At 53.2% G+C, this 11,746-nt stretch carries 10 protein-coding genes; 4 read left to right on the top strand and 6 right to left on the bottom strand.

Annotated features, from left to right (window positions below; translation table 11 throughout):
• Positions 1 to 112: 112 nt before the first annotated feature.
• Genes DXB53_RS07175 through DXB53_RS07165 form a run of 3 tightly spaced genes read right to left on the bottom strand, consistent with a single transcriptional unit; the run spans position 113 to position 3,885 of the window.
• Positions 113 to 2,434, bottom strand: coding sequence for a radical SAM protein (locus DXB53_RS07175; protein WP_117583909.1), 2,322 nt, complete (start codon positions 2,432 to 2,434; stop codon positions 113 to 115).
• Between the two features lie 7 nt (positions 2,435 to 2,441).
• The gene (locus DXB53_RS07170) at positions 2,442 to 3,626 is read right to left on the bottom strand and encodes an MFS transporter (RefSeq protein WP_117583908.1); all 1,185 of its coding nucleotides are present in this window, start codon (positions 3,624 to 3,626) and stop codon (positions 2,442 to 2,444) included.
• On the bottom strand, positions 3,604 to 3,885 hold the full coding sequence (locus tag DXB53_RS07165; protein WP_055251466.1) for a DUF2087 domain-containing protein: 282 nt from the start codon (positions 3,883 to 3,885) through the stop codon (positions 3,604 to 3,606). The genes DXB53_RS07170 and DXB53_RS07165 overlap by 23 nt, the downstream gene beginning before the upstream one ends.
• Positions 3,886 to 4,378: 493 nt before the next feature.
• Between DXB53_RS07165 and DXB53_RS07155 the strand changes: the two genes are divergently transcribed.
• Together DXB53_RS07155 and DXB53_RS07150 are read left to right on the top strand one after the other, a co-directional pair.
• Complete coding sequence (locus DXB53_RS07155; protein WP_117583907.1) at positions 4,379 to 5,341, top strand: hypothetical protein; 963 nt, start codon at positions 4,379 to 4,381, stop codon at positions 5,339 to 5,341.
• Between the two features lie 140 nt (positions 5,342 to 5,481).
• On the top strand, positions 5,482 to 6,783 hold the full coding sequence (locus tag DXB53_RS07150) for a hypothetical protein (RefSeq protein ID WP_117583906.1): 1,302 nt from the start codon (positions 5,482 to 5,484) through the stop codon (positions 6,781 to 6,783).
• Between the two features lie 61 nt (positions 6,784 to 6,844).
• Here the strand turns inward: DXB53_RS07150 and ettA are convergent, their stop codons facing one another.
• From ettA to DXB53_RS07135, 3 genes are all read right to left on the bottom strand, one after another.
• Entirely contained in the window at positions 6,845 to 8,524 is a 1,680-nt protein-coding gene (ettA, locus tag DXB53_RS07145) for an energy-dependent translational throttle protein EttA (RefSeq protein ID WP_055251458.1), read from the bottom strand.
• 184 nt (positions 8,525 to 8,708) lie between these two features.
• Positions 8,709 to 9,413, bottom strand: coding sequence for an SdpI family protein (locus DXB53_RS07140; protein ID WP_117583905.1), 705 nt, complete (start codon positions 9,411 to 9,413; stop codon positions 8,709 to 8,711).
• Complete coding sequence (locus DXB53_RS07135) at positions 9,406 to 9,684, bottom strand: autorepressor SdpR family transcription factor (RefSeq protein WP_022094448.1); 279 nt, start codon at positions 9,682 to 9,684, stop codon at positions 9,406 to 9,408. Before DXB53_RS07135 ends, DXB53_RS07140 begins: the two co-directional genes overlap by 8 nt.
• A 461-nt stretch (positions 9,685 to 10,145) precedes the next feature.
• On the opposite strand from DXB53_RS07135, the gene DXB53_RS07130 reads away from it, so the two are divergent.
• Positions 10,146 to 10,943, top strand: coding sequence for a ThiF family adenylyltransferase (locus DXB53_RS07130; RefSeq protein ID WP_117583904.1), 798 nt, complete (start codon positions 10,146 to 10,148; stop codon positions 10,941 to 10,943).
• 14 nt (positions 10,944 to 10,957) lie between these two features.
• Positions 10,958 to 11,740: a TatD family hydrolase gene (locus DXB53_RS07125; protein WP_117583903.1), complete on the top strand. Its 783-nt coding sequence runs from the start codon at positions 10,958 to 10,960 to the stop codon at positions 11,738 to 11,740.
• Positions 11,741 to 11,746: the final 6 nt, after the last annotated feature.

Below are 11,746 nucleotides of genomic sequence, written 5' to 3'. Positions count from 1 at the left end.
TTTATCCATGTAGTCCTCAAAGTCGAACACTTCTACCACGACGCCCTCTTCCTGAGACTCTTTCAGTTGCTCCAAGAGATCTTTGTTAATAACGTCCATGCAGAAACCTCCTCTATCTAATCAATTGTAGTATATCTGCTTTCATGCAATTATCAACCAACTTGTTTAATTGCTCCTCGTTTGTCGATAGTCCCTCTTTTTTCAAAATGTCGCGCACCTCGTTCTTAGTAATCGGCTTTTCAAACAACGAAAGCAAAGCGAACGAAAAATCATTAACCGCACACATTCTATGGGTGGCACAACTCAGCAGTACTCTTAACCCCTCTTTTGAGCGTCCGACTTCTTTAACAAACGAACTTTTAACCAATTGAAAACCATTATCGTGCATTACATAATCGGCATCGATATTTGTATTCAGCAATCCATAATGCAACAGTTCTTCTATCGCCCTTGTCAGCTCGAGGTCGCCCTGATCAAGAATAAGAGAAATGCTACAATCGGCCTCCAATAAACGGGCCAACTTAAGGTATACCAACTGGGAAACAGCATAGACATGATGGTATTCAGAATTATAGAAGTAGGCAAATGGCTCAACGAGCACGACAGAGGTCTTGGAATCCAGCCAGATTCGATCAGCTGGATTCAGGCTAGTTAGCCGTCGCTTTACTTTGGTCAAATGTCCCTTATACCTGACAGCGTGAATAGAATCTAGGATCCAGGTCACCTCTGAAATATGAAGCCGCTGGGGCAAGTCAATTGTGTCGCTACCGTTTATGACCTCTTGCATATAAAAATCAATATGATGCTCATCAGATAAGGATTTTGCTTCATTTAAAGTTAAACCAGTGCCTGAAACATAATCCACTTCGAGGCGCAAATCCTCATATTGGGACTTCGGCATTACAGAGACACCATACTTATCGGGATGATACCAAACATCCGACCCCATAACGAGACCAAAATTCGTAAATCCTCTCGTGGAATATGGAACACCACATACCTGTTTTGAATAATTCAAAACATTCTCTGTATAAGCTAAGGTGTTCAGAGCCTCTTCTTTAGTTTCGGTCGGAAAGCCAATCATAAAAAATAGGTGAACAGGAATACCCGCATTGAGACAATCATGGATATTGCGATCAATCCAATCAACTCTCGTGTTCTTCTTCATTAGATCAAGAACTCTTTGGTTGTATGACTCGAGGCCAAACTGAATCTGCCTACATCCACTTTGGTATATCTTGTTAAAAACTTCTGTACTTAGGGTTGGAGAGAACCTCGTTTCTCCATGCCAGAAAAACGTTTTTCCCGATGCATTTATTTCATCCGCGAGTTGCTCCATTCTTTTGCCTTCGAATGTTTCATCCACAAAAGAGAAAACTCTCGTGCCGTATTTTTCATTTAACCGACACATTATTTCAAATACTCTCGATATAGGCATCTTTCGGTAACAGCCACCGGTAGCACCGGGAATGGTGCAGAAGGCGCAATGATTAAAACACTGCCTAGAGGAATAAACCGGCAATATTAACTCAGGCATGAAGTATTTAGAAAGGGCGAAGCCATCGAAATCGGGAACTGTATCGTTGATAAATGTTTGCTCAATCCGATGGTTTTTATATATCTTTCCACCTTTAGCATGGCAAAGGTTTGGAACACAGTCGAGATTGTCATCACCAGAGTCAAGAGCCTCAAGAAGACGTGCAAGCGGCTCTTCGCCGTCATACATCATTATCGAATCAATGTATTCAAAAAAGGGAAGCCATTCTTTCATGCAGTCATCTGCTAAACGAGTAATGTAATTGCCGCCCAATGAGACGTGTTTAACAGATGGACATTCTTCTTTAATCAGTTTCGCTAACGTAACTGCAGAAATCAATTGGAAACAGCCGCTCACCGAAATCCCAATAAACTCGATTTTTTCCCTCTGAATACGCTTAAGAAAGGCAGTTTCATAGAAGGAAATAAACGGATTATGCAAGGTATCCGCAAGCGATTTCATTATTTCTGGTGTCGAATAATAATCATAGGGCAGATCTATGGAGTTGAACGTGTATTTAACTCCATATGAGACGTGATTTATGATATAGAGTGCATTTCTAAAAATGTTTTCAGCATATTGTCTTTCTTTTAGATTAAAGTATCTCTTCGATCTGAAAATATCTTTTGCCTCGTCAACATTAAGTGCCGACTTTTGTATCAACTCGATTGTTAATTGAACATTCGAACTAAACGAATCCTTTGATTCCCGATACCTTTTACAGCACTCTTCGACATGTCTAAAAGATAGGAGGTCATCGTAAAATTCCACGTTTAAGTCAACAATGTCAACTTTGTATTGTTCAACCTCTTGAAGATATGACTTCAAAATAGGCAAGGCAAGATACGGCCCCACTGGACTCCATCCTGGGGGAAATACTAAAAGCGTTTTAGGCATATCACCGTCACATCTTTCGCAAATAATTCAATTGAAACACAACTACCATCATAATTGAAAATACACCAAGTCCTGTAACGAGAATTGAGAACATCGCGATGCTCGTGAACAGCGAAACAAGAAGTGTTGAAATAACAACAGCAACCGATTGCAAAGACTCCCTAATTGAAAACAGGCTTATCGATTCAGATCCGTCTCTCGCCAAATCCTGCAGCGATGTTATGAGAAGCACATCTTGAATGGCGTTTCCGGCACCGACGATAAAAAGGAAAATGAACGATATCCCAGACGCATAGCGATAGCCAAACGCCAGATACGCACCGAGCGCAAGATACGTCACAAAACAATATGATTTAACGCAATCGGAACCACTGATTAAACGACCATATATTGTATTTCCGAACAACAGTCCGATTGTAAGACTACTCTGAAGGAATCCGTATTGTATCGATGACGAGTCAAATTGCAATTGCGCTATAGCTGGCAAAAGAGAATTCAGAGAGCCGAATGCCACGCCACTAGAAATATCGATTAATAGGAAGCCAATTGCCAAGTGCTTCGCGCTAAGATCACTAAATGCAGTCCTGTTTTTTTCATTTTTGCTTATTCCCTCTTTATCATTAACCTCGATAACCGACGGAATATCTCGCAGCAACCAGAACGACGCGGCAAAAGAAAGCGCGTCTAATGCAAGAACAGCCTCCGCCCCAAATTGAGCGACAACAAAACCGCCGGCAACTGGCCCCAGAACCATCATCAAATTCTGCAGGAACCCAAACGAATTATTAATTACGTCGCGATTGATACTATTCGTATTGGCTCTTAACAACGAGTAAAAGCAGGGCATTTCTACCGTTCGGCAAAGCGATACCGCGCACGTAATAGCAAACATACTCCATTTACTATCAACAAAAATATAGCAAACGAATAATCCCGCGCGAATTAAGTCTGCCAATCTCATGGCCTGCAGTGTCCCGATACCCATCTTCTGAGGCAGCTGCGCGAGCGCAACTGAAAACAGAGAGGGGGCAAATCTGCAGCAGACCATCAAAGCAGTTGCAGAAACATCGTGAGTTACCTCGTAAATCAGCATTGGCAAAGCAATATTCGCACACCAATTGCCTATTTCGCTTATCCCTCTAGCAATATATAGGACCCGAACCGGACGGCTAGCTCTCAATACCGTGAACATCACGATTAACCTCGTATTTCAGGCCTCGTTCATCCCTTAATAGGAATCCATAATCAACCAAGTACCGCCTCAACACGGCATAATCAGGATAGAGCTGTGACAGCACACGATTAACCTGAAGCTCCGTATAACTTGTATTTAATTCAAAGAAAGAGACAGCCCATAGCAGCATGATTCTTTTATAGCTTTCCTTTTTTGGAATTGAAACCAGCTCGCCATTCTTGAGAAATCGTTTTTTAAAGTCTATTAGCTCATCCATTCACATCCTCCATTTCATGCGCATCTAATACTAAAAATGCATACGCTTTAGGTCATCGCATTCAGCTTCTTTATTCAAACTAAACTCGAACTAATCTAAATTATTTGCTCAGACACTCTTCGAAAGCTCGTTTTTCACTCTGAGTAAAATGCCCTTCCCAGTCAGTCCACGAACAGGAAGGCAACTCACAACGAGCGGAGTCGAAGCCCTCTGCCGTCGGTCGCTCAAAATGCACGATAACCTTTTCGATATCGCCATCTGTAATCAGGTCAGAATGAATGACCTCGGTTCCATCTTCGAATGTCATATACGGGTACATCACGTAAACCACCTCGCAAACATAAATCAAGTTTAGCATCAAGCTATTGCACCAAAGGCAGCAGGCCCCCTTGATGAGTTGATGGTATCTGTTAAATGTCACGTACGATTCACATCTGGTGGGTACCCTGATGGCTACACGAAACGAAGCAGATTTACACCGGGAGGACCCCGTATGACAACCAAGTACACCGACGCGCCGCGTACACGCGTCATGACTCCCGCCGCACTGAACAACGGCGTTCACGAAAACCATTCCATCGGACAGACCATGGCCATCGCGCCCAAAAAGGGCCTGTTCGACGACATTTCCATTCCCCAGATCATCGCCGGCGCCGCAGCTGCCGCCACGAGCGTGGCGCTTGCTTCAAAGATCGGCATTGCCGGCTCGGTGATTGGTGCCGCTGTGAGCTCGGTCATCACCGTTGTGTCCTCGCAGGTCTATCGCCACTTTATCTCCGCCAGCGCCGAAGCAATCAAGGGCACGCATGCCGCCGTCGACTACCCTACCGGCGCCTACGAGCCCGTTGAGCCCAATGTCGAGGAACACCTAGGTGGCGCCGCAACCACGCAGGAGATGCGCCAGGTTGCGGGACGCGCGACCACGGCGCGCGTCGCTCCCAACAGCCTGCGCGCCAAGGCGGCGGCTGAGCGCAGCCAGACGCAAAAGAAGGTCATCGTCTTCTCGATCGCTATCGCCATCGTCGCGGTCATCGCCTGCGCCGGCGCCATCCTTATCACCACTGCCGGTGAGGGCCTGGGCGAGCGTCCCGAGCCAATCCTGTCGTCGCGCACGACCGAGAGCGATGCAAATGGCAACACCCAGTCGCAGGATCAGCAGGCACAGACGGACGATACGCAAGACAGTTCTACCTCTGCCAATTCGTCCTCGAACACCCAAAACCAATCGCAGGGCGTCGATTCCTCTGCGAACAACAGCGGCACGCAATCCGGCACGACTGACTCAAGCCAAACGACTGACGGTTCGCAGCCGAGCACGGGCGGCCAGACGAGCGACAGCACTTCGGGAACGGGCACAGCAGACAGCAGCAGCACCAACAGCTCGAACAGCTCGAGCGGAACCGCGTCCGGTACGGCATCTGACAACTCGAGCCAAGGCACGGCATCGGGCAACTAAGCACATTTGCCTCTCATAGATAACCGACCTGTATAACGGGCGCGAATCGACAGCGGTTCGCGCCCGTTTGCCTTGGGCGCCGCCATGGCGAGCGCCATGCGATGGTAAGATGCTTTACATGTGTAAAGAGGAGATTTGCCATGAGCAAGACAATAGTTAGGCCCACGCTTTCACTGGGCAACCACATCTATCTGTATCGCCTGCTGCGCGATGCGATTGGATGCGGCAAGCAAACGTTTATGACGCAGGTCGAAGAGGCGCTCGCCGCTGGCGACATGACTGCTTATGACCTGGGCTTCGAGTCCACGCGCGAGTTGCTCGAAGAGCTCGACGACTGCATTAAGCTGACTGTCTTTAAGGGCGGTCGCCTGTATGCCACGGTCATCGCCAACGAGGCATGGGATGCCGCACTTGCCAAGGGCGAGGACAAGCCCAAGACCGCCAAGGGCGCCAAGCAGTCGTACAAAAAGAAGAAGCGCGTCGAGAAGGACCTCAAGGCCGTGCGCCCTAAGCACGTTAAGCGTCCCGAGCCCGAAGCCGTGACTGAAGCCGTGCCGGAGCCCGAGGCAGAGGTCGAAGTTGTTCTTGAGGTAACAACAGAGGTCGAAACCGAACTCGCCGACATGACCGATCCCGAAGTCATGACTGAGCAGGAAGCCGCTGCGGAGCTCAACGAGGCATCCAAGTCGACAACCGAAGAGGCGGCTGGCCAGCCCGAGGCGCCCGTGTTCCAGAACCACGATGTCTTTGGCGACAACACCGAGGACAATCAGTCCGACGAGCTCGCGGATCAAGATGCTGCCGAGGCAACACCGGAGCCCGAGGCGCCCCAGCCTGCCATCTCGCTCACGGTTGTCTACGACCCCGAGAACGCCAACGCCGGCATCACCACCATGGTATCCACGCCGGTCGAGGCCAAGCCGAACGTCGAGGCAGAGGACACTCCGCAGGCCGATGCCAAAACCGGGACCGAAGACACGTCCATCTCCGTGGAACCGACAGATTCCATAGCTAAGCCAGAAGCGGCATCTGAGTCTGCACCTGTCATTGAGTCCGCATCCGCACCCGCCTGTGACCAGGCTCCCACACCTGCACCGACTCCGGTCCCCAATTCAGCACCGGCCCCCGCTCCCGCAGCACCGACCATCCCCGGGGACTTCCCCATCGATTTCGCGACCGAGGTCTTCTGCCCTAGCCCGCTGCTGCACCAGCTGTCGACTTATCTCCCCTACGGCGCTGACACCCTCGGCATCGTCGGCGAGTACTACTGGATCGCTCGCGAGCGCGGTACCATCGAGGCCGGCCGTAACCGCGCGAGCTTCCCCCTGCGCTACACACAGGCCGGCAAACGCCACGAAGTCACCGTACGCATTCGCCGCAACACCACCGGCGGTCTCGGAGCCGCCTGGACCATCGATAAAGTCGAGCCTTCTACCAAGTAACAAAAAGGGACGATAACCCTCAAGGTTATCGTCCCATTCTCGTTAGGCCACCTGAGCTCGACTAGTCGCGCGTGAGCTTGCGGTGAATACGATGCGGCTGGGCTGCGTCCTCGCCCAGGCGCTCGATGCGGTTGGCCTGGTAGGCCTCGAAGTTGCCCTCGAACCAATACCAGTTGCCCGGATTCTCGTCGGTGCCCTCCCACGCCAGAATGTGCGTGGCGACGCGGTCCAGGAACATGCGGTCGTGGCTAATGACCACCGAGCAGCCCGGGAACTCGAGCAGCGCCGCTTCGAGCGAGGACAGCGTCTCGACGTCGAGGTCGTTCGTGGGCTCGTCGAGGAGCAGCAGGTTGCCGCCCTGCTTGAGCGTGAGCGCCAGGTTCAGACGGTTGCGCTCGCCACCGGAAAGTACGCCAGCGCGCTTCTGCTGGTCCTGGCCCTTAAAGCCAAAGCTCGCCACATAAGCACGGCTCGGAACCTCGGTCTCGCCGACCATCATGTGGTCCAGGCCATCCGAGACGACCTCCCACAGGTTCTTGTCGGGATCGATGCCGGAACGGTTCTGATCGACATAGGAGATCTTGACGGTCTCGCCCACCTCGAGCTCGCCCGAAGTCAGCGGCTCCAGACCCACAATCGTCTTGAAGAGCGTAGTCTTGCCCACGCCGTTGGGACCGATGACGCCCACGATGCCGTTGCGCGGCAAGGTGAACGAAAGGTCGTCGATGAGCACGCGGCCATCGAACTCTTTGTGCAGGTGATGGGCCTCGAGCACCTTGTTGCCCAAACGCGGGCCCACAGGGATGCGGATGTCGGTCCAGTCGAGCTTCTGGCTTGCGCGGGCCTCGGCCTCCATCTCCTCGTAGCGAGCCAGACGGGCCTTGTTCTTTGCCTGGCGAGCCTTGGGCGAGCTGCGTACCCACTCGAGCTCGGCCTCCATGCGCTTGGCGAGCTTGGCGTCACGGTTGCCCTGCGCCTCGATACGGGCGGCCTTGGTCTCCAGATACGTGGAGTAGTTGCCCTTGTAGGGATAAAGGTGGCCGCGGTCGACCTCGCAAATCCACTCGGCAACGTTATCCAGGAAGTAGCGATCGTGTGTGACGGCAAGCACCGCGCCCTGGTAGTTGTGCAGGAAGTGCTCGAGCCACAGGATCGACTCGGCGTCCAGGTGGTTCGTGGGCTCGTCGAGCAGCAGCAGGTCGGGAGCCTCGAGCAGCAGCTTGCACAGGGCCACGCGGCGGCGCTCGCCGCCGGAGAGCACGTTGACCGGCATGTCGGAATCGGGCAGCTGCAGGGCGTCCATGGCCTGGCCGAGCTTGGAATCGATATCCCAGCCATCAGCGGCGTCGATCTCGTCCTGGAGCTTGCCCATCTCGGCCATGAGGGCGTCCATGTCGCAGTCCGGGTCGCACATCTCCTCGCCGATCTTGTTGAAGCGATCGACCTTGGCAATCATGTCGCCAAACGCCATGCGCACGTTCTCGATGACGGTCTTGTCGTCGTCGAGCGGCGGCTCCTGTTGCAGGATACCCACGGTGTAGCCGGGGGTGAGCCTGGCATCGCCGTTGGAAACCTCCTCGATGCCGGCCATGATCTTGAGCAGGGTCGACTTGCCCATGCCGTTGGGACCCACGACGCCGATCTTGGCACCGGGGTAGAAGCTCAGGGTCACGTCGTCAAGGATTACCTTGTCGCCATGGGCCTTGCGAGCCTGATACATCTGGTAGATAAACTCTGCCATTTGCCTGTTCTATCCTTTCTACCTGCTGTTTCCCTATTCTTGATTCGCTTTAGTAGAAACGAAATGAGGAAACCAGCTCTGAAACGTAACGAAAAAGGGGCATGGTTGCCCACACCCCCTAATACTACCTGGGAAAAGTCCCCCGGAACATACTATGAACTGCGTACGCTAGTTTTCCGCAACCTTAACGAGCGGCTCGCTGCGATTTGCGCCACAACAGATACGAGTAGACGTAGACGGCTCCAACCGAACCAAACGCCAGAACCGCAATCACCGCGGCGACGACTTCACTCGAAAGCACGCTGCCTGCCACGCCCATCACAATCAGGCCAATACCCAGCACCATAAAGCAGGCGCCGCCAAAACGCTGCGTACGGCGCCAGTTCTCGGGATCGGCAAGCGCCCAAGGTGTCTTGATACCGAGCGTATAGTTCTGCTTCACACGCGGCAAGTAGTTGCCTACGCCGATGAACAGCAAACCGACAACACCGGAAATCAGCACGTTAACCGAACCGACCGCCGGCACCACGCCCCAGACCGTAAGCTCTCCCAGCCAGCTTATGGCGCACATGAACAAGGTGAAGGCGATTACGAAGCCCTGATAGAACTTGCCCGAGGTTCGATATGCCTCGCCTTTGGGGTCGATGCGCGGCACCACGCAGAACATTGCGAGAAGCGCCAGAGGCAGCGCGCCGAGCGCGGAGGCCATCCAGCTAGGACCCCAACCGTCGACGGCGCCGTTCGCGCCCCAGTGCGTGGGAATCTGCGCAGGCAAGCTCGGCATCACCATGAGGTGCGCTACGACATTGGCGACGCACAGAGCGACCAGCGCAATCCACACGCGCGACGATACCCCCGTGGGGTGAATGCCCTTGTTTTCGTTATTCATCCTTATCACCTTCAGTGTTTGTAAAGCCCATAAACCAGCCAATTAAATCCTGCATGACGGTGGTGTTTAAGCTGTATACGATGTTTTGGCCATGGCGCTCGTCGGTCACCAACCCGGCATTTTTGAGCGTCGCCAAGTGATGGCTTAGCGACGGCTTACTGATATCGAAATGCTCGGCAAGCTCCCCCGCCGTGCAATTGCCCTCGCGCAGCAGTTCTAAAATGCGCCGCCGCGTTGGATCCGCCAGCGCCTTAAAACCTTCTCCCGGCATAGAACCTCCTCTCGCTATCTCTCGCGACGTGCACACTATACTCGATATTTAGATGTTTGTCTAATTATCTAATAGCAATGTTATGTATAGAACATTCGTTCGTTTTTAGATACAATGGGTCCAGAAGCAGATGGGCCAGCTCCCTCTTCCCAAGAAGGAGATGGACTATGAGTATTAACGATGTCCTGACGTTGTTGTTGCTTGTAATCGCGGCTGTGGAGCTCGGCATCCACATTGGAGGTCGAATGAAATAGCCGCCCCCGCGTAATGCGAAGACGGCCACTTCTCACGCTACAAACGTGTTTGGGAGTTGGCCAACCCGCTGCAACGGGTGCCATCTGCTTCATCTTATGCGAATCACTGCCTCATTTCAACAAGCCCCTAGGGCTCAAATGGAATCGCGATAATACCTATAATGGCGATAGCTAAAACACGATTCGCTTCCCCATCGGAGGATGTCTATGACCGAAACCACAGCCGCAACTCCCAACGAGACGCGCGATGCCAAGCTCGAGATCATCATGGGCCGCGAGGCACTCGACAAGCTCGCCGATGCCACGGTGCTGGTACTCGGCTGCGGAGGTGTGGGCTCCAACTGCTGCGAGGCACTCGCCCGCGGCGGCATTGGTCATTTTGTAATTCTGGACAAGGACATCATCGCGCCCAGCAATATCAATCGCCAGGCCATCGCCTTTCACAGCACCATCGGCAAGCGCAAGGTCGATGTTATGGAAGCCATGATCCACGATATCAATCCTGCCGCCACCGTTATCAAACGTACCGAATACCTGCTGAGCGACAACATCGATGATTTCTTCGCGAGCGTTTTGGAGCAGACGGGCGGCAAGCTCGACTACGTCGTCGACGCCATCGACACCATCTCGGCCAAGCTCACCATTGCCAAATATGCTCAAGATCACGACATTCGTTTGGTTAGCTCTATGGGCGGGGCCAACAAGCTGCATCCCGAATGCTTGCGTTTTGCCGATATCTTTGACACCGTGCGCGACCCCATGAGCCGCATCATGCGCAAAGAGTGCAAAAAGCGCGGCATCAAGAGCCTGCACGTGCTGTTTAGCTGCGAGGAATCGGTTAAAACCCAGCCCCGCGACCCTTCCAACATCCACGAGCGCACCGAGCTGGGAACCGCGAGCTTTATGCCGCCCATCATGGGCCAGATGATCGCCGGCGAGGTTATACGCCAGATCAGTGGGCGCGGGTGCGAGCGCGTGCGCGCCGACGGCCAGCGCCTAGATTAACGAGATGTGCCGCAATGACACCGCAGTTATTTGACGCGCACTGCCATCTCGATTTAATGGCTCGCCCGGACGCCGTTGCCGACGAGGCGACGGCGCTGGGCATGGGTCTCTTTGACTGCGGCGTCGATCCGCGCGACTTCGCAAGCGCCAACAAGCGCGCCCGTAGCCGTTCAAACATCTTTGCCGGCATCGGCCTCCATCCCTGGTGGCTCGCCGACGGACGATGCGGTGCCGCCGAAATCAATCTGCTTTGCAAGGTCGCCGCACAAGAGCGCTTTATCGGCGAGGTCGGACTCGACTTTTCCGCGCGCTGTGCCGGAAGCGAGCCGCTACAAACACAGGCGCTCGACCAGCTCTGTAATGCACTCGTGCACTATCCTCTTGCCGGGCGCGTGATATCAATTCACGCTGTTCGTTCGGCAGGAACCGTACTGGACGCCCTTGAGTCATATGGATTACTCACCCCAAGCCCCAACTCCCCCGCCATCATCTTCCACTGGTTTAGCGGCACCTCGAACGAGTTCGACCGTGCGCGAAACGCAGGCTGCTATTTTTCCGTGAACGAGCGGATGCTCGCTACCAAGCGCGGTCGTGAATACGCCCGACAGATCCCACTCGACCGTCTGCTGCTCGAAACCGACGCTCCAGCCGAACCGCAAGCAGATGCAAGCGCGCGACAGCTCATCACATCGCTAAAAAGCGCCTCCCTGCACATCGCCGAACTTAAAAACTGCGCCGAGGAGAGCGTCGAATCAACCGTTTTAGGAAATTCGCACTCCATATTTGACTTCAACTGACCCCGG

Source organism: Collinsella sp. OM04-5 (assembly GCF_003439125.1).
Taxonomy (GTDB): domain Bacteria; phylum Actinomycetota; class Coriobacteriia; order Coriobacteriales; family Coriobacteriaceae; genus Collinsella.
The sequence above is the reverse complement of the archived record's forward strand: the minus strand, read 5'-3'. Positions and strand labels throughout refer to the sequence as shown.

What these genes read in the sequence shown, in the direction of transcription:
- DXB53_RS07155 (WP_117583907.1), top strand. Translation starts at nt 4,379, where the DNA reads ATGACAACCAAGTACACCGACGCGCCGCGTACACGCGTCATGACTCCC.
- DXB53_RS07140 (WP_117583905.1), bottom strand. Translation starts at nt 9,413, where the DNA reads ATGAATAACGAAAACAAGGGCATTCACCCCACGGGGGTATCGTCGCGC.
- DXB53_RS07170 (WP_117583908.1), bottom strand. Translation starts at nt 3,626, where the DNA reads ATGTTCACGGTATTGAGAGCTAGCCGTCCGGTTCGGGTCCTATATATT.
- DXB53_RS07175 (WP_117583909.1), bottom strand. Translation starts at nt 2,434, where the DNA reads ATGCCTAAAACGCTTTTAGTATTTCCCCCAGGATGGAGTCCAGTGGGG.
- DXB53_RS07135 (WP_022094448.1), bottom strand. Translation starts at nt 9,684, where the DNA reads ATGCCGGGAGAAGGTTTTAAGGCGCTGGCGGATCCAACGCGGCGGCGC.
- ettA (WP_055251458.1), bottom strand. Translation starts at nt 8,524, where the DNA reads ATGGCAGAGTTTATCTACCAGATGTATCAGGCTCGCAAGGCCCATGGC.
- DXB53_RS07125 (WP_117583903.1), top strand. Translation starts at nt 10,958, where the DNA reads ATGACACCGCAGTTATTTGACGCGCACTGCCATCTCGATTTAATGGCT.
- DXB53_RS07165 (WP_055251466.1), bottom strand. Translation starts at nt 3,885, where the DNA reads ATGGATGAGCTAATAGACTTTAAAAAACGATTTCTCAAGAATGGCGAG.
- DXB53_RS07130 (WP_117583904.1), top strand. Translation starts at nt 10,146, where the DNA reads ATGACCGAAACCACAGCCGCAACTCCCAACGAGACGCGCGATGCCAAG.
- DXB53_RS07150 (WP_117583906.1), top strand. Translation starts at nt 5,482, where the DNA reads ATGAGCAAGACAATAGTTAGGCCCACGCTTTCACTGGGCAACCACATC.